The organism is Streptomyces sp. YPW6, from assembly GCF_018866325.1.
Classification (GTDB): Bacteria; Actinomycetota; Actinomycetes; order Streptomycetales; family Streptomycetaceae; genus Streptomyces.
In genome coordinates, this window is the sequence record NZ_CP076457.1 from 953595 (window position 1) to 976540 (window position 22946).

18 protein-coding genes and 1 riboswitch are annotated in these 22946 nt (G+C 73.9%); of the genes, 8 read left to right on the forward strand and 10 right to left on the reverse strand.

Features of this window, described 5'->3' with window-relative positions; translation table 11 throughout:
• Position 1 precedes the first annotated feature (1 nt).
• The 3 genes from KME66_RS04215 to metE form a co-directional block, all read right to left on the reverse strand.
• On the reverse strand, positions 2 to 1612 hold the full coding sequence (locus tag KME66_RS04215; protein WP_216319055.1) for an aminotransferase class V-fold PLP-dependent enzyme: 1611 nt from the start codon (positions 1610 to 1612) through the stop codon (positions 2 to 4).
• A gap of 104 nt (positions 1613 to 1716) precedes the next feature.
• The gene (locus tag KME66_RS04220) at positions 1717 to 2145 is read right to left on the reverse strand and encodes a hypothetical protein (protein ID WP_253208229.1); all 429 of its coding nucleotides are present in this window, start codon (positions 2143 to 2145) and stop codon (positions 1717 to 1719) included.
• Positions 2146 to 2405: 260 nt separating this feature from the next.
• Positions 2406 to 4730 carry a 5-methyltetrahydropteroyltriglutamate--homocysteine S-methyltransferase gene (metE, locus tag KME66_RS04225; RefSeq protein WP_216319058.1) on the reverse strand — a complete coding sequence of 775 codons (2325 nt, stop codon included), beginning with the start codon at positions 4728 to 4730 and terminating at the stop codon, positions 2406 to 2408.
• Positions 4731 to 4894: 164 nt separating this feature from the next.
• A riboswitch (cobalamin riboswitch) is annotated at positions 4895 to 5110 on the reverse strand.
• Positions 5111 to 5508: 398 nt separating this feature from the next.
• Between metE and KME66_RS04230 the strand changes: the two genes are divergently transcribed.
• Positions 5509 to 5706 (forward strand): hypothetical protein, encoded by a 198-nt coding sequence (locus KME66_RS04230; protein WP_010064026.1) that lies wholly within the window; start codon positions 5509 to 5511, stop codon positions 5704 to 5706.
• Between the two features lie 10 nt (positions 5707 to 5716).
• Here KME66_RS04230 and cobF read toward each other — a convergent pair whose 3' ends face one another.
• On the reverse strand, positions 5717 to 6586 hold the full coding sequence (gene cobF / locus KME66_RS04235; protein WP_216319060.1) for a precorrin-6A synthase (deacetylating): 870 nt from the start codon (positions 6584 to 6586) through the stop codon (positions 5717 to 5719).
• A gap of 178 nt (positions 6587 to 6764) precedes the next feature.
• Between cobF and KME66_RS04240 the strand changes: the two genes are divergently transcribed.
• From KME66_RS04240 to KME66_RS04255, 4 genes are all read left to right on the forward strand, one after another.
• Positions 6765 to 7292 (forward strand): hypothetical protein, encoded by a 528-nt coding sequence (locus KME66_RS04240; RefSeq protein ID WP_216319063.1) that lies wholly within the window; start codon positions 6765 to 6767, stop codon positions 7290 to 7292.
• A gap of 221 nt (positions 7293 to 7513) precedes the next feature.
• Positions 7514 to 8578, forward strand: coding sequence for a biotin/lipoate A/B protein ligase family protein (locus tag KME66_RS04245; protein WP_073221620.1), 1065 nt, complete (start codon positions 7514 to 7516; stop codon positions 8576 to 8578).
• 40 nt (positions 8579 to 8618) lie between these two features.
• On the forward strand, positions 8619 to 9485 hold the full coding sequence (locus KME66_RS04250) for an oxygenase MpaB family protein (protein WP_216319066.1): 867 nt from the start codon (positions 8619 to 8621) through the stop codon (positions 9483 to 9485).
• Between the two features lie 80 nt (positions 9486 to 9565).
• On the forward strand, positions 9566 to 11209 hold the full coding sequence (locus tag KME66_RS04255; protein ID WP_216319069.1) for an FAD-dependent monooxygenase: 1644 nt from the start codon (positions 9566 to 9568) through the stop codon (positions 11207 to 11209).
• A gap of 15 nt (positions 11210 to 11224) precedes the next feature.
• On the opposite strand, the gene KME66_RS04260 is transcribed toward KME66_RS04255, so the two are convergent.
• From KME66_RS04260 to KME66_RS04275, 4 genes are all read right to left on the reverse strand, one after another.
• On the reverse strand, positions 11225 to 12805 hold the full coding sequence (locus KME66_RS04260) for a molybdopterin-dependent oxidoreductase (protein WP_216319072.1): 1581 nt from the start codon (positions 12803 to 12805) through the stop codon (positions 11225 to 11227).
• Positions 12806 to 12964: 159 nt separating this feature from the next.
• On the reverse strand, positions 12965 to 15187 hold the full coding sequence (locus KME66_RS04265) for an NADP-dependent isocitrate dehydrogenase (protein WP_216319075.1): 2223 nt from the start codon (positions 15185 to 15187) through the stop codon (positions 12965 to 12967).
• 175 nt (positions 15188 to 15362) lie between these two features.
• Positions 15363 to 16811 carry a cell wall metabolism sensor histidine kinase WalK gene (locus tag KME66_RS04270; protein WP_216319077.1) on the reverse strand — a complete coding sequence of 483 codons (1449 nt, stop codon included), beginning with the start codon at positions 16809 to 16811 and terminating at the stop codon, positions 15363 to 15365.
• Positions 16808 to 17530: a response regulator transcription factor gene (locus KME66_RS04275; protein WP_216319080.1), complete on the reverse strand. Its 723-nt coding sequence runs from the start codon at positions 17528 to 17530 to the stop codon at positions 16808 to 16810. Before KME66_RS04275 ends, KME66_RS04270 begins: the two co-directional genes overlap by 4 nt.
• A 62-nt stretch (positions 17531 to 17592) precedes the next feature.
• Between KME66_RS04275 and KME66_RS04280 the strand changes: the two genes are divergently transcribed.
• Both KME66_RS04280 and KME66_RS04285 read left to right on the forward strand, forming a co-directional pair.
• Positions 17593 to 18861 (forward strand): glycosyltransferase, encoded by a 1269-nt coding sequence (locus KME66_RS04280; protein ID WP_216319083.1) that lies wholly within the window; start codon positions 17593 to 17595, stop codon positions 18859 to 18861.
• Positions 18858 to 19865, forward strand: coding sequence for a GDP-mannose 4,6-dehydratase (locus tag KME66_RS04285; RefSeq protein ID WP_216319087.1), 1008 nt, complete (start codon positions 18858 to 18860; stop codon positions 19863 to 19865). The genes KME66_RS04280 and KME66_RS04285 overlap by 4 nt, the downstream gene beginning before the upstream one ends.
• A gap of 26 nt (positions 19866 to 19891) precedes the next feature.
• Here the strand turns inward: KME66_RS04285 and KME66_RS04290 are convergent, their stop codons facing one another.
• Together KME66_RS04290 and KME66_RS04295 are read right to left on the reverse strand one after the other, a co-directional pair.
• Entirely contained in the window at positions 19892 to 21355 is a 1464-nt protein-coding gene (locus KME66_RS04290; RefSeq protein ID WP_216319090.1) for an amidase, read from the reverse strand.
• Between the two features lie 217 nt (positions 21356 to 21572).
• Positions 21573 to 21959 carry a hypothetical protein gene (locus tag KME66_RS04295; RefSeq protein WP_216319093.1) on the reverse strand — a complete coding sequence of 129 codons (387 nt, stop codon included), beginning with the start codon at positions 21957 to 21959 and terminating at the stop codon, positions 21573 to 21575.
• Between the two features lie 201 nt (positions 21960 to 22160).
• Between KME66_RS04295 and KME66_RS04300 the strand changes: the two genes are divergently transcribed.
• Complete coding sequence (locus KME66_RS04300) at positions 22161 to 22922, forward strand: hypothetical protein (protein WP_216319096.1); 762 nt, start codon at positions 22161 to 22163, stop codon at positions 22920 to 22922.
• Positions 22923 to 22946: the final 24 nt, after the last annotated feature.

Here is a 22946-nt window from a genome sequence, read left to right on the forward strand (position 1 = left end):
GTCATGACGGCAGCCTTTCCGTCTCGGGGGCCCCGGCACCTTCGGCCGTCGGGGCTCCGCTCGCCCCGCGGTCCGCGTCCGATGCGCTCAGGGCACGGTCCGCCGCCGCGGTGACGAGGTCGAGCAGCGGGAGCAGATCGGCCGTCGCGGCGTTCGGGTGCAGCAGGGTGGCCTTCAGCCAGAGGCGGCTGCGGCCGTCGCCGTCCTCGGCCACCGCCCGCCCGAGCACGGCGCGCCCCTCGGTGAGCAGGGCGCGGCGGACCGCGGCGACCACGGCGTCACCCGCCTCGTCGCTCAGCGCGTCGGCCACGGCGGGGCGGAACAGCACGGTGCTGATCCCGGTCCCGCCGGGGTGCAGGCGGAGGCGGGGGTGCGCGTCGACGGCGCGGCCGAACGCGTGGGCGGTACGCACACAGTGCTCGACCAGTGCGCCGAGTCCCCGCCGTCCGAGGGCCCGGAAGGTGACCGCCATCTTCAGGGCGTCGGGACGCCGGGTGGTGCGGATCGACCGGCCCAGCAGATCCGGGAGTCCGGCCTCGGTGTCGTCGTCGGCGTTGAGGTAGTCGGCACGGAGGGAGAGCGGGGCGAGCAGCTCGGTGTCGGCGACCGTCAGCACCCCGGCGGCGACCGGCTGCCAGCCGAGTTTGTGCAGGTCGAACGTGACGGTGGCGGCGCGTTCCAGGCCCGTGAGCCGAGGGGCCAGGCGTTCGCTGAACAGCAACGGGCCGCCGTAGGCGGCATCGACGTGGAGCCGGGCCGTGTGCCGTTCGGCGATGCGGGCGATCTCCGGGAGGGGGTCGATGCGCCCCTCGTCGGTGGTCCCGGCGGTGGCGACGACCAGGAGCGGCGACCCCGCGAGGCCGGTGAGAGCACGGTCGAGGGCCGCCGGGTCCATCCGGCCCCTGCTGCAGGCGACGACCGTGGGGGCGGGCAGGCCGAGCATCCAGGCGGCCCGGTGGACGCTGTGGTGGGCGTTGGCGCCGGTCACCACGCGCAGGGGGCCACCTCGCGCCCGTTCCCGGGCGAGGAGGAGGGCGACCAGGTTGGACTCGGTGCCGCCGCTGGTGATGAGCGCGTCGGGGGCGGGGGCCGTGGGGTGGACGAGCCGCGCCAGGGCGGCCGTGGTCAGCTCCTCGATCACCCCGGCGGCGGGCGCCTGGTCCCAGGAGTCCATGGAGGGGTTGAGGGCCGCGCCCGCCAGGTCCGCCGCGACGGCCACGGCGAGCGGCGGGCAGTGCAGATGGGCGACACAGGCGGGGTCGGCCGGGTCCGCGGCCCCCTCCGCGACCGCGCGCACGACGTCCCCGAGCGCGGCCTCGGGGCCGACGCCCTCCTCGGGCAGGACCGGGGAGCAGAGAGCGCGGGCGCTCCGGGCCACGGCCTCGGGCCCTCCGGCGGGCAGTGGCCCGCCCCGGGCCGGGGCGGCGTCCGCCAGGGCGTCCAGGACGATGGCGGTGAGGGGCCGCAGGTGCTCCGGACCGCGTGCACCGCCCGCGACGAGACCTCCCCGTACGCCTTCGGGACCGGGGCTCGACGGCGTGGCGGAGTGCGCGCCCGACGCCCGGCGTTCCTCGGAGGGTTCACCGGGGGGCGGGAGGGAGGCAGGCGGCATGGCGGGGCCTTCGGTCGTGGTGCGGACAGGCCGCGCGGAAGCGGGAGCCGCGCGGGGGCGGCTCCGGAGGCGGAAAGATCCACCTCCGCGGCTTGACGGTTAGGCTAACCTAACTCCGAGGGTGTGAACGACGCGCGCTCAGCCCGCTCGGGGGCGCCACTTCGCTTACCAGGGGCCCCAGTTGCTGGTTTCCGAGTCGTCCCGCAGCAGCAGGCCGGTACCCGCTGCCCGTCCCACACGAGATGGCTGACGAGGCAGGCCGCGAAGAGGTCGAGCCAGGTACGGGCCGAAGGGGCCTGCTCCCGCGAGGAGGCGACGACATCGCCGAGAGCTGTGTCCTCGGTGCTGAGCCGCTCCCCGATCGGCGGGAGGAGGACCTCCTGGTCGCCGTCGGGGAAGCAGCCGACGCTCATCTCCCCCGGACGGCACTCCGCCGCCGTGAGCAGCGCGGAGCGCGCGACGTCGTCCAGCGCGCCGCCCTGACCGGTGCTGGCGGCGACGTGGTCGAGCAGTTCCCCGGCCGGTTCACGCATGCGCCGCGGGGTCGGGGCGCCGTAGCGCGTACCGTGCCACCGCCCCGCCGTCCGCCCGACGATGCCTTCCGATACCGCGTCCAGGCGCCGGGCATCCACCTCATGGCATGTCACTTCCCGTACGCACCCCGCCTCTTCGTGATCCCCGGTACGGAAGCGGCACGCTACCAGCGGGCTCGGACACGCATCGGTACGGACCGGTGCGGACGGGCACGGCCCGATGCGGGAGGGGCGGTGGCCCCTCCCGCACCGGGCCGGTATCACACCGCTTCGGTGGCCAGCTCCGCGCGGATCTTCCGGGCTGCGGCGACCAGGTTCTCCAGGGAGGCCCGGGTCTCGGGCCAGCCGCGGGTCTTCAGGCCGCAGTCGGGGTTCACCCACAGACGTTGCGCGGGGATGGCCTCAAGTCCCTTGCGCAGCAGGGCCGCTGCCTCCTCGGCGCCGGGGACGCGGGGTGAGTGGATGTCGTAGACGCCGGGCCCGGCCTCGCGCGGGTAGCCGTGGGCGGCCAGTTCGCGGGCGACCTGCATGTGGGAGCGGGCGGCCTCCAGGCTGATGACGTCGGCGTCGAGGTCGTCGATGGCCTGGACGATGTCGCCGAACTCCGCGTAGCACATGTGGGTGTGGATCTGGGTGTCCGGCCGTACCCCGGCGGTGGCCAGCCGGAAGGACTCCGTCGCCCACTGAAGGTACGCGGCGTGGTCGGCGGCCCGCAGCGGGAGCGTCTCGCGCAGCGCGGGTTCGTCGACCTGGATCACCGACGTGCCGTTCGCCTCCAGGTCGTTCACCTCGTCGCGCAGGGCGAGGGCGACCTGGCGGGCGGTCTCGCCCAGTGGCTGGTCGTCGCGGACGAAGGACCAGGCGAGCATGGTGACCGGCCCGGTGAGCATGCCCTTGACCGGGCGGTCGGTGAGCGACTGCGCGTACGCGGTCCAGCGCACGGTCATGGGCCCGGGGCGCGAGATGTCCCCGGCGAGGACCGGTGGGCGGACGTAGCGGGTGCCGTAGGACTGCACCCAGCCGTGCTGGGTGGCGAGGTAGCCGGTGAGCTGTTCGGCGAAGTACTGGACCATGTCGTTGCGTTCGGGCTCGCCGTGCACCAGGACGTCGATCCCGGCCTTCTCCTGGAAGGAGAGGACCTCGCGGATCTCGTCCTTGATGCGTTCCTCGTATCCGGCCGCGTCGATCCGGCCCGCTCGCACGTCGGCCCGCGCGGTGCGCAGTTCGGTGGTCTGCGGGAACGAGCCGATGGTGGTGGTCGGCAGCAACGGCAGCCCGAGGTGGGACCGCTGGGCGAGGGTCCGCTCGGCGTAGGGCTGGGAGCGTCGGCCGTCCGCGTCGGTGATGGCCGCCGTTCGGGCGCGTACGGCCGGGTCACGGGTGATCGCGGCATCGGTGCGGGATGCCAGGTCGGCCCGGTTCGCGGCGAGTTCGGCCGCGATGGCGTCCGTGCCGGAGGCCAGAGCGCGGGCCAGGACGACGATCTCCTCGGTCTTCTGCTCGGCGAAGGAGAGCCAGCGGGCGATCTGCGGGTCGATGCCGTGCTCGGCCTTCGCGTCCAGCGGGACATGCAGCAGGGAGCAGGAGGCGGAGACGTCGACCTGGTCGGCGAGGCCGAGCAGGGTGCCGAGGGTGGCGAGGGACTTCTCGTAGTCGTTGATCCAGATGTTGCGGCCGTTGACGACGCCGGCGACCAGCCGCTTGCCGGGCAGCCCGCCGGCGGCCGCGAGATCGTCGAGGTTGCCCGCACCGGTCTCGGTGAAGTCGAGGGCGAGGCCGTCGACGGGGGCCTTGGCGAGGACGGCGAGCGCCTCGCCGAGCCGCCCGAAGTAGGAGGCGACCAGCAGCTTGGGCCGGTCGGTGAGTCCGCCGAGGTCGCGGTAGGCGCGGGCGGCGGCGTTCAGCTCGGCCGGGGTGCGGTCCTGGACGAGGGCGGGCTCGTCCAGCTGGACCCACTCGGCGCCGGCCGCCCGCAGGTCGGCGAGGACCTCGGCGTACACGGGCAGCAGACGGTCCAGCAGGGTCAGCGGCTCGAAGCCGTCGGCCACACCGGGGGCCGCCTTGGCGAGCAGGAGGTAGGTGACGGGGCCGACGAGGACCGGGCGCGGGGTGTGGCCGAGCGCGAGGGCCTCCCTGAACTCGGCGACCTGCTTGGCCGAGTCGGCGGTGAACACGGTGTCCGGGCCCAACTCCGGCACCAGATAGTGGTAGTTGGTGTCGAACCACTTCGTCATCTCCAGCGGCGCGACGTCCTGCGTACCGCGGGCCATGGCGAAGTAGCCGTCGAGGGCGTCCGCGTGGACCGCCGCACGGTGCCGTGCGGGGACGGCGCCGACCATGACGCTGGTGTCCAGGACGTGGTCGTAGTACGAGAAATCACCGGTCGGCACGTCGTGGACGCCGGCCTCGGCGAGCTGCTGCCAGGTTCCGCGGCGCAGTTCGGCGGCGGTCCGCCGGAGGGTGTCCGCGTCGACGCGGCCCTTCCAGTAGCCCTCGACGGCCTTCTTCAGTTCACGGTTCCGACCCTGGCGGGGGTAGCCGTACACGGTGGCCCGTGCTGCCGCGGCTGCGGGCTTCGCTGTCACGTGACTCTCCTTCGCGAGCGTGTCTGCGACGCAGATCCCGGGACGGGACGCGGACGCGAAGGGATGACGTGTCGGGCGGACACCGGGGCACGTCGCAGCGTGCCCGTCCACCTGACCGTTCCGCCGACCCGCCCACGAGGTCACCGAGATCTCCGCACGCGAACGGTCGCGTGCGGGCAACGGGCAGGTCTTCGGACTCGCGGGCACGTCTGCCGGGGCAGACACCTAGTGGCCGTCGCTTCCCGGACCCGGTCGGGCCCAGTGCGTATGACGGCGGTCGTTCCCACTCACCGCTGCGGGGCAGTCCCGGATTCCCACCGGGTTCCCTCTTACGACGCCCTGTCTGGCGGACAGGGCGAACCAGCTGCACGGGCCACCCTAAGGGGAGCACCGCCGGACGCACACCGCTGTTCATACTTCGGACCGTGAGGTGAGACACGGGGTGGTCCTTTCCGGCCGCCCGTGGCTGACGCCCGCGGCTGACGTCGTCGGACCGACGGCGCCGGCAACCCTGGCCTCGGTCCGACGCCCGCCATCGGTCCGCCCGAGCGCCGGACCGATGGCGGGCGTCACAGGTTCCCCGGTCGTTCGGCTGTTCGTCATCCGCTCCCTGACCGCCGGTCAGGCCGGTCGTCTCGACTGTGCGGAGGCAGTGACCCAGATGTAACCGAATGGCGTAGGGGAATGCGGAACCACGGAGCGTCACAGGCCGTTCTTCTTCCCACTACACGGCCCTGCCGATCCCCGGCAGGGCCGATCGAGGAACGGAAAACGTCATATGAAGAAGACAGTTGGGTGGGCCCAGGACGGCGACGACTGGACGATCACCGTGAACGGCACGCAGTATCGCGCCGTCGAGCGGCCGACGGACGGCCGGGTCGACAACTACCTCGTGCGGGGCGACGACCTGAGCGCCGAGTGCCCGAGCCTCGGTCATGGACTGGGCGTCATCAGGGAACACGAGTCCCGGCGCTGACCCCGGCCGGTCAGCCGAGCGGGCCGCCCACCGAACCGTCCGCGCCGTCCGCCGGGCGGCCCGCCGCCTCCGCCTCGCCCGCCGCCCTCCCGCCGGAAGGCCCCCGGCGCAGCAGATAGGTGTCCATGATCCAGCCGTGGCGTCGGCGGGCCTCCCCGCGCAGCCGGCTGATCTCTCCGGCCACCTCGTCGAGCGGCCCGGAGAGAAGGATCTCGTCGGGGGTCCCGATGTACGCGCCCCAGTGGATCCACAGGCCCCGGCCCGTCAGACGGGTGAAGCTCTCCTGGCCGTCGAGCATCACGACGATGTCGCTGTCGTCCTCGGGGAAGCCCTGGGCCAGCCGTCTGCCGGGCGTGATGCGGACGGGGCGGCCGACCTGGTTGAGGGTGACGCGGTGCCGGGCGGCGAGGGCGGAGACGCTGCTGATGCCGGGGATCACTTCGTGGCCGAATTCCACGGTGCCACGTTCCCGGATGTCGTCGAGGATCGCGAGCGTGCTGTCGTACAGGGCCGGGTCGCCCCACACCAGGAAGGCTCCGCACCGCCCCGGTGCGAGCTCCTCGATGATCAGGCGTTCGCAGATGTCGGCGCGGCGGTGACGCCAGTCGTGCACCGCCTCGGTGTAGCGCACGGCATCGTCCTGGGTGCGGTCGCGCCACGGATCGTCGGCCTCCACCACGCGGTAGGGGCCGGTGAGGTGTTCGTCGAGGATGTCGCGCCGCAGCCGGGTCAGGGACTCCTTCTCCCGGCCCTTGCCGAGCACGAAGAAGACGTCGGCCCGGCGCATGGCCTTCACCGCGGCGAGGGTCAGGTGGTCGGGGTCGCCGGCGCCCATGCCGATGACGAGGATGTGCCGGAGCGCGTCGCTGGAGTCTGCCATGTCCGCCGATCATGCCAGGGGCCGGGCACGGCCCCTGCGGGCGCATCGAGCACCCCGCCCACTGCACAGGGCTCCTCTGCGCTTCGGCTTCGCCGCCGCAGGCGCTCGCCGCCATCACCCGCGGCTGCCGGGCCCCGGGATATACTTCCCCGCTCCACTCCGACCGGAGGTCATCCCCTTGTTCCCCGCACGGGTACGCGCCGTCGCCCCGCTGGCTCTGGTGATATGCGCCCTGTCCGGCTGCTCGTCCTGGGGCTGCACCGACACGACGGCGGAGCGCGGCAAGGCCGGTGTCAGGGTGCAGGTCGTGGACACGGAGGGGCAGCCTCTCGGCGTCACCGCCGCGGTCGTTGACTGGAGCCTGGAGCCCCACCCGCAGGTGCCCTCCGAAGGCGACCAGGTCCACTTCCGCTTCCGCTTCGACGGCGCCGATGAATATTCCGACCGAGCGGTGGACGCCTGTGCGGTCGACGAGGAGCGTGTGACGTTGGGGTGTCAGACGGTTTTCTCGTCCCAGGCGTCCGGGCCGGCCGACGATCCCCTCACGGGCAACACCTGGCTCGCCGTCGAGCACCCTGAGCAGGTTGACGGAGTTCTGTTGATCCCCAATGACCAGTCCTACGACCCACGGACCTGCGAAGCGGACGTCAAGGACGGTGGCGGGACGTATCCTCCGGAACCACCCCGCAGGGGGGACCAGCTGTAGGGAGGTCCTGGCGGTTGAGCGCGGGGCGCGGGTCTGTCGGCACCCAGTGTTCGTGCTGCTGGGCGGTCTGGTTCGCCCGTCCCGGCTCGGGGCGTGGCCGGGGCCGGGTGGCCGTCCACGCCCCGATCCGGGATGATCTACGCCCTGACGCGCGTTGTACCCGGTGGTGTCCGGCTCCTGCGGCGAGCCGGGATCTCGAGGTGTGAACTGGAGGCGGCGCCGTGCACGGTGAGTACAAGATTCCCGGCGGCAAGCTGGTCGTGGTGGACCTGGAAGTGGCGGGCGGGGCCCTGCGGAACGTCCGGGTCGCCGGGGACTTCTTCCTCGAACCGGACGAGGCGATCCTCGCGATCGACGCGGCCCTGGAGGGCGCCCCCGCCCACACGGACACGGCCGGGCTCGCGGCCCGGATCGAGGCGGCGCTGCCCGATTCCACGGTGATGCTGGGGCTGAGCGCGGAGGGCGTCGCCACCGCCGTACGCCGGGCGCTGGCGCACGCCACGGAGTGGAGCGACTACGACTGGCAGCTGATCCACGAGGCCCCGCAGTCACCCGCGCTGCACATGGCGCTGGACGAGGTGATCACCGCCGAGGTGGCGGCGGGGAAGCGGCCGCCGACCCTGCGGGTGTGGGAGTGGGACTCCCCCGCCGTGATCATCGGCAGCTTCCAGTCGCTGCGCAACGAGGTGGACCCGGCGGGCGTGGAGCGGCACGGCGTGGACGTCGTGCGCCGGATCTCGGGCGGCGGCGCGATGTTCGCCGAGCCCAGCTCCACCATCACGTACTCGCTCGCCGTCCCGCAGACGCTCGTGTCGGGGCTGTCCTTCGCCGACAGCTACGCCTATCTGGACGACTGGGTGCTGGAAGCCCTCGCGGACATGGGCATCAAGGCCTGGTACCAGCCGCTCAACGACATCGCCACCGAGGTCGGCAAGATCGCGGGGGCGGCGCAGAAGCGGGTGGTCGGGCCGGACGGCGGGCCGGGGGCGGTGCTGCACCACGTGACGATGGCGTACGACATCGACGCCGACAAGATGCTGGAGGTGCTCCGCATCGGCAAGGAGAAGATGTCGGACAAGGGCACCCGGTCGGCGAAGAAGCGTGTGGACCCGTTGCGGCGGCAGACCGGGCTGCCGCGCCAGGTGGTGATCGAGCGGATGATCGACTCGTTCCGCAGACGCCACGGCCTGACCACCGGAAGCGTGACGGGCGCCGAGCTGGCCCGTGCCGAGGAGCTCGTACGGAGCAAGTTCGCCACGCCCGGGTGGACGGCCCGGGTGCCGTAGTCCGCCCTGGGCGGGTGGGCGCGGCCGCATACTGGTCCCCATGGACAAGGCGGCGCCCGGCTCCGGGGTACGGGAACGGCTCGGCAGGAGCCTCTTCGCGCGCGTGGCGGGGCCTTCCGGGCCGGAGAACCGCGCCCGGATCCACCAGACCCCCGGCCCCCGCTGGTTCGGGCCCGACCGGCCGGTGCGGCGGGTGCACGGGGACGCGTCCATGTTCATCGGGGGGTTGCGCGCCCTGCTGCTCCAGTCGCTGCACCCCCTCGCCATGGCGGCCGTCGCGGGCCACTCGGGGTTCCGGGGCGATCCGTGGGGGCGGCTCCAGCGGACCAGCACCTTCCTCGCGGTGACCACGTTCGGCACGGCCGAACACGCCCAGGAGGCGGTGGACCGCGTGCGGTCCGTGCACGCGTCGGTGCGCGGGACCGCCCCGTCCGGGGAGCCGTACCACGCGGCCGACCCGCACCTTCTGTGCTGGGTGCACATCGCCGAGGTGGACAGCTTCCTCCGCGCCCACCAGCGGTACGGGGCACAGCCGCTGGACGGGCCGGGGTGTGACGGGTACATCCACGACATGGCGACGGTGGCCCACGCCCTCGGCATCCCCGACCCGCCGCACGACCGGGCGGAGCTGACCGCCCGCATCGCCGCCTACCGCCCGGAGCTGCGTGCCACCCGGGAGGCCCTGGACGCGGCCCGCTTCATCCTGCTGCACCCGCCGCTGCCCTGGCCGGCCCGTCCCCCGTACGCCGTACTCGCCGCGAACGCCGTGGCCGCGCTCCCGCCGTGGGCCCGGGAGCCGTTGCGGCTGCCCCGGGTACCGGGGGTCGAGGAGGTCTGCGTACGGCCCGCCGGAAGGGCCCTGACCCGGACCATCCGGTGGGCGATGACCCCGCCTGTGGGCGGCTGAGCACCGTCCGGGTGCCGGGTGCCGCCGATGGCAGGACGATGGAGGGGACCGTACGCGGGGGGCCGTGACGGGAGACCCCGGTGGCACGCAGCGAATCGACGGACGTCCTCGTGGTGGGCGCGGGCCCGGTCGGCCTGACGCTCGCCGCGGAACTGCGGCGGGCCGGGGTGGCCTGCCGGATCGTGGACCGGCTCCCGGCCCGGCTGCCGTACGCCAAGGCGGTGGGCGTCCAGCCGCGCACCCTGGAACTCTTCGACCGGATGGGCCTGGTGCGGGAGGTGCTGGACGCGGCGGTCCCGATGCGCGGGCAGCTGACGTACGTGAAGGGTGCCGAGCGGGGCCGCGTCGAGCTGGTCCTGCCGCCCGAGGTGCCGTACGGCTTCGCCGCGCTGCCGCAGTGCGACACCGAGCGCCTCCTGGAGGAGTTCCTCGGGCGCTACGGCACCGGGATCGAGCGGTCGACCGCTCTCGTGGGGTTCGCCCAGGACCACGCCGGGGTGACCAGTCGGCTGACGACCGCGTCCGGGGAGGGGACGGAGGTCCGCTCCCGGTTCCTGGTGGGGTGCGACGGGGCGCATTCAGCGGTGCGCAAGGGGCTGGGGCTCACCTTCGAGGGCGGCGCGTTCCCCGAGGAGTACATGCTCGCCGATGTGGAGGTGGGGTGGGATCTGCCGCCCGGGTACGGCGTGCGCTCGATGCACCGCGGCGAGGACGGGGCGGTCGACGATCTGCTGGTCTGCATCCCGCTGCCGGGGAACGGCCGCTACCGGATGTCGATGCTGGTGCCGCCGGAGCTGTCCGCCGCGCGGCAGGCCTCCGGGACGGCGGCGGGCGGTGACGGGGTGGCGCACGGACTGGAGGGCGGTACGGCTCCCGCACTCCCCGACATCCAGAAGGTGCTGGACCGGCTGGCGCCGGAGCCGGTCACCGCGTCCGCGCTGCGCTGGTCCTCGGTGTTCCGGATCAGCCACCGGCTGGTGGACCGGTACGGGGAGGGCCGGGTGTTCGTCGCCGGGGACGCGGCACACATCCATCCGCCGACCGGTGCCCAGGGCATGAACACCGGGATCCAGGACGCCGCCAACCTGGCGTGGAAGCTGGCACTGGCCGTCGAGGGCGCGGCGGGGCCGCAGGTGCTCGCCGGGTACGACGCGGAGCGGCGGCCGGTGGGCGAGGAGGTGGTGGGCCGGACCGTCCGGCACGCCGCCGAGGGGGTGCAGGCGGATCCGACGGACCGGGAGACGCTGCTGCTGCGCGAGGCCCAGCTCCTGGTCGGCTACCGGGAGAGCCCGCTGGTGACGCCTCTCGCCCCGGACGATCCGGCCTCGCTGCGGCCGGGCGACCGGGTCCCGGACTGCGGCGGTCTGACCGGGGACATCGCCGCCTACCCGGTGCGCCTGTTCGACGTGCTGCGCGGTCGCGGGCACGTCCTGCTGGTGTACGGGGACCACCCGGCGGGCGACCCGGCCGCCGATCTCGCCGCGGCGGCGCGGGAGTTCTCCGGCGGACGGATGGCCACGCACCGGATCCTGCCCGCCGATGCCCCCGGGCGGTCGGCGGGCGTCCCCCTGTACCACGACAGCCGGGGCGAGTTCGCGCGCCGGTACGGGGTGGGCGAGGGCGCGGCGTTCGCCGTGCGGCCGGACGGATATCTGACGGCCCGTCTCGAACCGCCCGGGGTGGCGGCGTTGAGGGAGGCCCTGGGGCGGATCTTCGCTCCGTGAGGGCCGCCTTGGCGGTCATTCGACGGTGACGACCACCGAGTGCCACCCGCTCGCCCCGTCCGGAATGGTCTTCGTGCGCTTCTCGGTCTGCGTCTCGCCCGTGCCGTCCGTGGCGCGGACGGTGAGGGTGTGGCTGCCGGGGGTCGCCTGCCACGGGTAGGTCCACTGGCGCCAGGTGTCGACGGTGGCCTGCTCCGCGAGCTGGGCGGGCTTCCAGGGGCCGTCGTCGACCCGGATCTCGACCTTCTCGATGCCCCGGTGCTGCGCCCAGGCCACCCCGGCGACCATGACCGTGCCCGCCTCGGGGCGGGCGAAGGGCTTGGGAGTGTCGATCCGGGACTGGGTCTTGATCGGGGCCTCGCGGGCCCAGTCCCGCTTCACCCAGTACGCGTCGTAGGAGTCGAACGTGGTGAGCTCGATGTCCTCGATCCACTTGCAGGCCGAGACGTACCCGTACAGTCCGGGCACGAGCATCCGGACGGGGAACCCGTGGACGAACGGCAGCGGTTCGCCGTTCATGCCGACGGCGAGCATCGCGTCCCGGCCGTCCATGACGTCCTCGACCGGGGTCCCGATCGTCATGCCGTCCACCGAGCGGGCGACGATCTGGTCGGCCTTCCCGCCCCGGGACGGCGGCTTGACGCCCGCCTCCTTCAGCAGGTCCGCGAGCCGGACACCGATCCAGCGGGCGTGGCCGATGTAGGGACCGCCGACCTCGTTGGAGACGCAGCACAGGGTGATCTCGCGTTCGATCAGCGGACGGTTCAGCAGGTCCTGATAGCTGAACTCCAGGTCACGCCGTACTCCCTCGCCGTGGATGCGCAGCCGCCAGGAGCCGGCGTCGACCTTGGGGATCACGAGGGCGGTGTCGACCCGGTAGAAGTCGTCGTTGGGCGTGGTGAACGAGCTGATCCCGCGCACCCTCGGCTGTGCTCCCGCCGGGATCGGCTCGGCGGGCGAGGCCGGGGCGGGCAGCCGTACGGCGTCCCGGGAGGCGACGGCGTCCTGGGCGCTGCGGCCGTTGAGCGCCCGGCCGGCGGCTCCCGCGGCGGTGGACGCGGCGGCCGCCGCGGCGGCGGCGACCAGGAAGCCCCGCCGGTCCCAGCCGGCCTCCTCGCCCGCCTCCGTGGCGGGCGCGGCGGTGAGCCTGCCGACGAGGACGTACAGCAGGACCGCTCCGGCCACCGCGCCGACCACGGACGGCAGCCCGTCGGTGAAGCCGGTGGAGTCCGGCCTGCTGACGGCGGCCGCCGCGCCGACCACGCCGAAGAGCAGGACGGCGGCGGAGCCCGTACGCCGGTGGCGCAGCGCCAGCAGGCCGACGGCGACGGCGAAGAGGGCGAGGGTGATGACGATGCCGAGCTGGAGGACGAGCTTGTCGTCCTCGCCGAACGTGCGGATCGCCCAGTCCTTCACCCCCGCGGGCGTCCGGTCGATGGCGGCTCCGCCGACCGCGGTGACGGGGCTCGCCTGGCGTCTGACGGCGGCCGAGACGAGCTCGGCGACGGTCAGCGCGGCGAACCCCGCGAGCAGTCCGCTCAGGGCGGCGAGGGCGGGGCGGGTCAGGGTGGTGCGGTTGATCCTCACGGTCCTCATTCGGAACCGGAAGGCCGCCGGATTGCTCCGGACACCCGTACGGCTGCGCAACCCCACCCGTTCGAGGGCGCTCACACGCGGACCGCCCCGGCCGGCACGGGGCCGACCGGGGCGGTCACGGGCGGGGGGCGAAGCGGCCGCCCCCGGGCTCACGTCACCTCAGACGAGGGAGGCGATCGCGTTGTTGAAGGTGGTGGACGGACGCATGACCGCCGCGGCCTTGGCCGGGTCGGGCTGGAAGTAGCCGCCGATCTCGGCCGGGGAGCCCTGGACCGCGATCAGCTCGGCGACGATGGTCTCCTCCTGCTCGGACAGGGTCTTGGCCAGCGGGGCGAACGCCTCGGCGAGCCCCGCGTCGTCGGTCTGCTGCGCCAGCTCCTGGGCCCAGTAGAGGGCCAGGTAGAAGTGGCTGCCGCGGTTGTCGATGCCGCCGAGGCGACGGCTCGGGGACTTGTCCTCGTTGAGGAAGGTGCCCGTCGCCCGGTCCAGGGTGTCGGCGAGGACCTGGGCCCGCGCGTTGTCCGTGGTGGTGGCCAGGTGCTCGAAGCTGACCGCCAGGGCCAGGAACTCACCCAGGCTGTCCCAGCGGAGGTAGTTCTCCTTGACGAGCTGCTGGACGTGCTTGGGGGCCGAGCCGCCCGCGCCGGTCTCGAAGAGGCCGCCGCCGTTCATCAGCGGGACCACGGAGAGCATCTTGGCGCTGGTGCCGAGCTCCAGGATGGGGAAGAGGTCCGTGAGGTAGTCACGGAGCACGTTGCCGGTGACGGAGATGGTGTCCTCGCCGCGGCGGATGCGCTCCAGGGAGAAGGCGGTGGCCTCGACCGGGGACTTGACGGTGATGTCCAGGCCGTCCGTGTCGTGGTCGGCGAGGTACGTCTTCACCTTGGCGATCAGGTTGGCGTCGTGCGCGCGGGTCTCGTCCAGCCAGAACACGGCCGGGCTGCCGGTGGCGCGGGCGCGGGTGACGGCGAGCTTGACCCAGTCCTGGATCGGCAGGTCCTTGGTCTGGCACATGCGGAAGATGTCGCCGGCGCCGACGACCTGCTCCAGCACGACCGCGCCGCTCGCGTCGACGACGCGCACGGTGCCGGTGGCGGGGATCTCGAAGGTCTTGTCGTGGCTGCCGTACTCCTCGGCCTTCTGCGCCATCAGACCGACGTTGGGCACGGAGCCCATGGTCGCCGGGTCGAACGCGCCGTTGGCGCGGCAGTCGTCGATGACGACCTGGTAGACACCGGCGTAGCTGCTGTCCGGGAGGACGGCGATGGTGTCGGCCTCGTTGCCGTCCGGGCCCCACATGTGACCCGAGGTGCGGATCATGGCGGGCATGGAGGCGTCGACGATGACGTCGCTGGGGACGTGCAGGTTGGTGATGCCCCGGTCGGAGTCGACCATCGCCAGGGCGGGGCCCTCGGCGAGCTCGGCCTCGAAGGACGCCTGGATCTCGGCGCCGACGTCCGGCAGCGAGCCGAGCCCCTTGAGGATGCCGCCCAGACCGTCGTTGGGGGTGAGGCCGGCGGCGGCGAGCTGGTCGCCGTACTTGGCGAAGGTGTTCGGGAAGAAGGCGCGGACCGCGTGGCCGAAGATGATCGGGTCGGAGACCTTCATCATGGTGGCCTTGAGGTGCAGGGAGAACAGCACGCCCTCGGCCTTGGCGCGGGCGACCTGCGCGGTGAAGAACTCGCGCAGCGCGGCGACGCGCATGACGGCCGCGTCGACGACCTCGCCCTTCAGGACGGGTACGGACTCACGGAGCACGGTGGTGGTGCCGTCGTCGCCGTGCAGCTCGATGCGGAGCGTGCCGTCCTCGGCGACGACCGCGGACTTCTCGGTGGAACGGAAGTCGTCGACGCCCATGGTGGCGACGTTCGTCTTCGAGTCGGCGGTCCAGGCGCCCATGCGGTGCGGGTGGGCCTTGGCGTAGTTCTTGACGGAGGCGGGGGCGCGGCGGTCGGAGTTGCCCTCGCGCAGCACCGGGTTCACGGCGCTGCCCTTGACCTTGTCGTACCGGGCGCGGACGTCCTTGTCGGCGTCGGTCTGCGGGTCGTCCGGGTAGTCCGGGAGCGCGTAGCCCTGCTCCTGCAGCTCGGCGATGGCGGCCTTGAGCTGCGGGATCGACGCCGAGATGTTCGGCAGCTTGATGATGTTCGCGCCGGGCGTCCTGGCCAGCTCGCCCAGCTCGGCGAGTGCGTCATCGATACGCTGCTCGGCCTTGAGGTGCTCCGGGAAACTGGCGATGATCCGGCCCGCGAGGGAGATGTCACGGCGCTCGACCGTGACGCCTGCGGTCGAGGCGTAGGCCTCGACGACGGGCAGGAACGAGTAGGTCGCCAGGGCAGGGGCCTCGTCGGTGTGCGTATAGATGATGGTCGAGTCAGTCACCGGGTGCTCCGCTCCACGTCTGCAACATTGCTTGACATCAAGATATCTCTTCGGGGTGCCGGGCTCCACAAGGCCCCCGCACGGCTTCGCGGCCGGAGCCTCGGGCGGGCCGGGACCGTGACTCCGCGCTCACGGCGGGTGAGGACCTCCGGGCCCGCCGCCTCTGCGCGGCCCGTCACGGCCCGCCGCCGCCCGGCGGGCCCTCGGGGCCGAACGTCAGCGTGAACAGCGCCCCGCCGCCCGGCGCCGCCCCCGCCGTCAGCTCCGCCCCGTGCGCGCGGGCGATCTGCCGGGCCATCGCCAGGCCGAGACCCGAGCCGGGCAGGGCCCGCGCCGTCTCGGCACGGTAGAAGCGGTCGAAGACGTACGGGAGGTCCGCGGCGGGAATCCCCGGACCGTGATCCCGGACCGTCAGCTCCAGCCCGCCCCCGTTTCCGGGCCCGCCGTCCCCGGTCCCGTACGCGCTCAGCGCCACCTCCACCGGAGTGCCCGGCGGGCTGAACTTGGCCGCGTTGTCCAGCAGGTTCGTCAGCAGCCGGGTTAGCCGCGCCGGAACCCCCGGGCGGACCGCCTCCGCCGCGCCCGCCCCCGCCTCCAGCGGGAACGGGGTCTGCGGCCAGTGCGTCCGGGCCACGGCCACCGCGTGCTCCACCATCTCCGCGATCCGTACGTCCTCCAGGAGCGGCAGCGGCTCCTCGTCCCGGGCCAGCTCGATCAGATCGTTGACCAGTCCGGTCACCTCCCGGATGCCCCGCCCCAGCGCCCCCGACGCCCGCTCGCGCTGCGCGGGCGTCAGCCGGTCGCCGCGCGCCAGCAGCTCCGCGTTGGCGCGCAGCGCGGTCAGCGGGGTCCGCAGCTCGTGCGAGGCGTCCGCGACCAGCCGGCGCTGGGAGCTCACCGACTGCTCCAGTTCCCCGAGCATCGTATTGAAGCTGGCCGCCAGCCGGGTCACCTCGTCCTGGCGGGCCGGCGGGCCCGGCGGCAGCTCGATGCGGTGGCGCGGGTCCCGGGTCGCCGCGATCCGCTCGGCGGTCGAGGTCAGCCGGGCCACCGGGCCCAGGCCCGTACGCGAGACGGCGTACCCGAGCAGCCCCGCGAGGAGCACCCCCGCCCCGCCGACCGCGGCCAGCAGCACGGCCGCCTGCCGCACGCCCTTCTCCACCGGGTCCGCCCGCAGCGCCACCTGGAGCGCCCGCCCGTCCCCGAACGGGGTCGTCAGCATCCGCAGCGGCTGCCCGAAGCGGCTGACGTTGCTGTAGTACGGGGCCCGCTTCCCGGCCGCGACCTCCCGTACGGGGGTGGAGACGGGCAGCAGGTACGCCGCGTCCGGGTCCGCCGCCGGGTCGGCCGGGACGATCTGCGCGCAGGCGGGCGCGGACAGGTAGCGGCACTCGCCCGCCACGGTCTGCGGGCCCTCGCCCCGGTTCTCCTGGATCACCCGGGTCGCGGACTGGGTGAGGGACAGGTCGAGCTGGTGCAGCAGCTCGTAGCGGATGACGAAGAAAGCCGCTGCGCACACCCCGACGGCGACCAGCGCCACCGCCGCCGATGCCGCCACCGCGAGCCGGGTCCGCAGCGGCCGCCTGCGCCGCCAGCGGGCGCCCAGGCGGCGCACCCCGCTCACGCCACATCCAGCCGGTAGCCGAGCCCGTGCACGGTGTGGACGAGGCGCGGGTCGCCGCCCGCCTCCAGCTTCCGCCGCAGATAGCCGACGTACACCGCCAGCGCGTTGGAGTCGGGCCCGAAGTCCTGGCCCCAGACCCGCTCCAGGATCACCTCGCGCGCCAGCACCTGGCCCGGGTGGCGCAGCAGCAGTTCCAGCAGGGCGGCCTCGGTGCGGGAGAACTCCAGCGGCCGGCCGCCACGCCGGCCGGTCCGCGTCACCGGATTCAGCGTCAGATCCGCGAAGGCCAGGTCCCCGTCCGGGACGGGCGGCGCAGCCCGCCGCAGCAACGCCCGTACGCGCGCGACCAGCTCGTCCAGCGCGAACGGTTTCACCAGATAGTCGTCGGCCCCGGCCTCAAGACCGTCCACCCGTTCGCTCACCGACGACAGCGCCGTCAGCACCAGCACCGGCGTCCGGTCCTCCATCGCCCGCAGTCGCCGGCAGACCGCCAGCCCGTCCAGTACCGGCATCATCACGTCCAGCACCAGCGCGTCCGGCTCCCAGGCGGCCACCGCCGACAGCGCCGCCAGGCCGTCGCCGACGCCGCGCACCTCGTACCCCTCGACGCTCAGCCCGTCCTCGACGGCGGCCCGTACGTCCGGCTCGTCCTCGGCCACCAGAATCCTGCCCGTGCTCCGCGTGCTGCTCGTACCGCGCACGCCACTCGTGCCACTCATGCCTGAAGCCTGCCAAACCGGACTCTTAGAACCCTCTTATGCCGCTTTCCGAGAGTGGCGGCATGCGCACACCACTCTCCGTCGTGATCGGTGCGGGCGGCACCGGCGGCCATATCTATCCGGGTCTCGCCCTCGCCGAGGCCCTGCGCCGCGCCGACCCGGACGCGGTCATCTCCTTCATCGGCACCGAACGCGGTCTGGAGACGACCCTGATCCCGGCGGCCGGACACCGGCTGCACACCGTCGACATGATCCCCTTCGACCCCGCGCTCGGCGCGAAGCGCTTCCTCCTCCCGGCCGCGCTCCTGCGCTCGGGGGCCCAGGCCCGGTCGATCCTGCGGGCCCAGCAGGCGCAGGTCGTCGTCGGGATGGGCGGCTACCCGAGCGCCCCGGCGATCGTCGGGGCGAAGATGGCCGGGCTGCCCAGCGTGATCCACGAGTCCAACGCGGTCCCGGGCCGGGCCAACCGGTTCGCCGCCCGGCTCACCGAACACCTCACCGTCGCCTTCGACGGCAGCCGCGCCCATCTGTCGGGCGGTGAGCGGGCGCGGACCGTCGGCATGCCGATCGCCGCGTCCCTGGCCGCCCTGGACCGGCCGGCCCTGCGCCAGGAGGCCCGGCGCGCCTTCGGGATACCCGAGGGGGCGCGGGTCGTCCTCTTCAACGGCGGCAGCCTCGGCGCTGCCCGGCTCACCGCCGCCGCCGTGGGCCTCGCCGCCCGGTGGCGGGGCCGCGGGGATGTCCACCTCCTGATCAAGACGGGCCCGGCCGCGCTGGCCGACACCCGGCGGAAGCTGACCGACGCGGGCGCGGGGGCCGCCGGACCTCCGCACGGAGGCGGCGGGCACGCGCACGGAGCCGGGCACCCGCACGGAGGTGCCGGGCACACGTACGGGTCCGGGCACCCGCACGGCTCCGGCGCGGGGGCCGGGCCCGTCGCGCAAGCGGTGCCCTACCTGGACCGGATGGACCTCGCCTACGCGGTCGCCGACCTGGTGGTCTGCCGGGCCGGCTCGGCCACGATCGCCGAGCTCGCCACGACCGGGGTCCCCGCCGTTCTCGTGCCGTACCCGCACGCCCCCGGCGACCACCAGACCCACAACGCCCGGGTCCTCTCCGACGCGGGCGCGGCCTGTCTCCTCCCGGACGCCGAGACCACCGCCGCCCGCCTCGCCGAACTCATCGACCCCCTGCTCGCCGACCCCGCGCGGCTCGCCGTGATGGGGCGCGCCGCCGACCCGGGCCACCACGCCCGCGCCGCCGACCTGCTGGCGGAAACCGTCATCCGCCTCGCCGGACAACCCACCACCGCGAAGGAGTTCACCTCATGAACAGCACTGCCGTCGACTGGACCGGCCGCACCGTCCTCGTCACCGGGGCCGAAGGCTTCATCGGCTCCACACTCGTGGACCTGCTCGTCGAACGCGGCGCGCGCGTCCGGGCGTTCGTCCACTACAAGCCGTACGCCGACAAGGGGCACCTCGCCCGCTACCTCGACGACCCGGACAGCCCGGTCGAGTTCGTCGCCGGGGATGTCGGCGACGCGGGCCGCGTGATGGACGCGGTCGAGGGCGTCGACACGGTCTTCCACCTCGCCGCGCTCATCGGCATCCCCTACAGCTACGACTCCCCCGGCGCCTACGTCCGGACCAACGTCGTCGGCACCGAGAACATCGCCGAGGCCTGCCGCCGCCACTCCGTCCGACGCCTGCTGCACACGTCCACCAGCGAGGTGTACGGGACCGCGCTGACGGCCCCGATCAGCGAGGACCACCCCCTCCAGCCGCAGTCGCCGTACTCCGCCTCGAAGATCGGCGCGGACATGATGGCCCTGTCCCACTGGCACGCCTTCGAGCTGCCGGTGACGGTCGTCCGGCCGTTCAACACGTACGGGCCCCGCCAGTCGGCCCGGGCCGTGATCCCGGCCATCCTCGCCCAACTGCACTCCGGGGCGCGGGAGATCCGTCTCGGCTCGCTGACCCCGACCCGCGACTTCACCTACGTCACCGACACCGCCGCCGGATTCCTGGCCCTGGCCGGCTGCGACCGGGCGCTGGGCGAGAGCGTCAACCTCGGTACCGGCCGGGAGATCTCGGTCGGGGACCTCGCGAAGGCCCTCATCGCCGCCTCCGGCCGGGACGCCGAGATCGTCGTGGACCCGGCGCGGCTGCGGCCCTCCGGCAGCGAGGTCCACCGCCTGCTCTCCGACAACACCCGCGCCCGCACCTGGGCGGGCTGGGAGCCCGAGGTCGGCCTGGAGGAGGGCCTGGAGCGGACGTCGGCCTGGGTGGCGGAACACCTGCACCTCTTCGCACCGGGCCGCTACCAGGTCTGAGCGCCCCGCCAGGGAACGAGCGCCGGTCAGACCGGCGGCCGGTGCTCGAACCAGCGCCGGTCGTCCTCCAGTTGGGCGGCGAGCGCGATCAGCCGCTCCTCGCTGCGGGAGGGGCCCAGCAGCTGGGCCCCGACCGGGAGGCCGGAGCGGGTGAAGCCGGCCGGTACGTTCACGCCGGGCCAGCCGAGAACGTTCCACGGCCAGGCGTAGGGGCAGGCGGCGGCGATCGCGACGTCGGTACGCCAGGCACTCAGGTCGTCGAACCGGCCGATCCGGGGCGGCGGGGCGGCCGTGGTCGGGGTGAGGAGGACGTCGAACCCGGAGGCGTCGAAGAGGGCGCCGATCCTGCGGTGCTGGCGCACCTCGCGGGCGCGGGCGGCCCGCACCACCCGGCCGCCCAGCCGCGTCCCGGTGCGCAGGGCGCTGCGGGTGCGCGGGTCGAGCAGGGCCGGTTCGGGGTGCCGGGCGGCGAACTCGGCGATGCCCACGGTGGCGCGGGGCACGAAGGCCAGGCCGATCAGCCCGTACCGGGGGCGGGCCTCCTCGACGTGGTGGCCGAGCCGGGCGAGGGTGTCGGCGAGCGCGGTGACGGCCCGGCGCACCTCCGGGTCGGGCCCGGCGCCGGTGAGGGTGAGCGGGGGACGCCAGGCGAGGGCGATGCGCAGGCGGCCCGGGTCGCGGCGGGCGGCGTCGGCGGCGCGCACGGCGGGCGGGCGGTGGAAGTCCTCGGGGTGGGCTCCGGCGACGGCGTCCAGGAGGAGTGCGGCATCGGCGACCGTACGGGCGAGGGGGCCGTTCACGGTGAGGCCCTGGAAGGAGTCGCTGTGCGGGTGGACCGAGATGCGCCCGCGCTGGGGTTTGATGCCGACGAGATGGGTCCACGCGGCGGGGATGCGCACGGAGCCCGCGCCGTCCGAGCCGAGCGCGGCGGGGACGAGCCCGGCGGCGACAGCGGCGGCGGAACCGCCGGACGAGCCGCCCGGGGTGTGCGCGGTGTTCCACGGGTTGCGGGTGGCGCCGAAGGCGGTGCCCTCGGTGAAGGGCCACTGACCGAGTTCGCAGGAGTTGGTCTTGCCGACGACGACGGCTCCGGCGGCGCGCAGCCGGCGCACCGCCTCGCTGTCGGACGCGACCGGGGGCAGGTCGCCGTCGCAGCCGAAGTGTGTGGGCAGGCCCGCCACATCGGTGTCGTCCTTGACGGCGACCGGCACGCCCAGGAGCGGCAGCCGCTCCCCCGCCGCGAGCCTCCGGTCGGCCTCCGCCGCCTCGGCGAGGGCAGCCTCGGCCCGCAGGTGGCGGAAGGCGTTGAGGGTGGGCTGTGTGGCCTCGATCCGGACGAGGGCGTCGGCCACGAGGGCCGTGGAGGTGGTGGCGGCGTCGGCGAGCCGGCGGGCGCTCTCGGCGAGCCCCGGGAGCGGTGACGGGTCCGGGGCCGCCGCGCGGGGCGCGGCCGGAGCGCCCCGCGGCCGGGGCGGTCCGCTCCGGGGCACCCGCCTCGGTGGGCTCCGCTTCGGTGGGCTCCGCTGAGGACATGGGCCTGCCGCCTCCCTCGTGTCGCGGGGCCGTCCGGTGGTCCCGGCTGCACCCCCACGTACGTACTGGAGGGTAACGAGGGGAGGCGGCACGCTCAACCGTTCGGACCGCTCCCGCCGTTGCGGGTGGGGACGGCCGGTGCGGCACTCGGCGCGGGTTCTCACCGCTCCGGGATCACGGGCGTACGTGGATCTCGCCGATACCGGTGCCGAGGCTCCCGCAGTGGGCGGTGGACTGGCCGGACTCGCCGGGCCTGAGCGTGACGCGGTTGCCGTCGACGTCCGGGGACCAGCCGCACACGAGATGGACCCAGAAGGTCTGTGTCCGACTGCCGTCGTTGCGGCAGAGCGCGAAGCCCGTGTAGTCGTCGACGGCGTGCTTGCCGGTGTGGCAGGACAGGCCGGGCGGGATCGCGGCCGGGGCGGCCGTCGCGGTCGCCGAGGTGACCGACACCGCGAGCGCGGCCCCCGTCGCCGCGGCGGCGAGCGCTCGCAAGGCGGTCCGAGAGCGCCTCCCCACCGCGGCGGACCCCTTGCTCCTCGTCCCCGTGAACCGGTTCATCGATGGGCCTCCTTCGTGCTGCGCACGTTCCTGACCCCGGGCGGGATCACCGCAGCTCTGCCCACGCTCCGTGTCCGAAAACACCGTGGCGCTTCACTCTCCGTGCACGCGCCGGGCGGCGCCCCCTCTCCCGGCGTACGCTCGGACATGCCGGTCCTGCTGGCTCGTATGCCCTGACCGGGGCCTTTTCGAGGAGGCGACGTGAGCGGACACCGATGGGCCGCCGGGGCGGCCGCGGGTGCGGCGGCCGTCGTTCTCACCGTGACGGGTGGCAGTCTCGCGCAGGCTGACGACGACATCGACACACTCCCCGCCGAGGAGATCACCGAACGCGCCCGCGATGCCCTGGTCGACGCCCGGTCCCTGCATCTGAGTGCGCACGGCAGCGTCGACGGGACCGGCGAGGACATCAGCATCGACCTCACCCTGGACCGAGAGGGGAACTGCGCGGGCGGTGTCGACATGGGGGACGACGGTTCGGTGGAGATCGTGAAGCGCGGCGACGACGTCTGGCTGAAGCCGGACGCCGCCTTCTGGAACACCCATGTGCCGATCGGCGGTTCCGCCTTCGACGCGATCCTCGACGGCCGCTACATGAAGACTTCGGCCGACGACACCCGGCTGCTGGAGGTGACCGGGGTCTGCGACCTGGACACGTTCCACGAGCTGATGACGGACAACGCCGACGCCCCCGATGCCGACGGGCTGACGAAGGGCGCGCGGACCGAGGTGAACGGCGGGCCGGCCGTCCCGGTGACCCGGGCCGAGGGCGGGGAGCGCCTGACGGTCTACGTCGCCGCCGAGGGCACCCCGTACCCGGTCCGGATCACCGTGCGCGGCGGCGGTGGGGAAGGGACCGTGGACTTCTCCGGGTTCGACCGGCCGGTGCCCACGGCGACTCCCCCGGCGGACGAGACGGTGGACATCACCGCCCTGCTGGGCCGCAGCGTCTCACCGGTGTAGCGGGCCGGGTCGCCGAACGCCGGT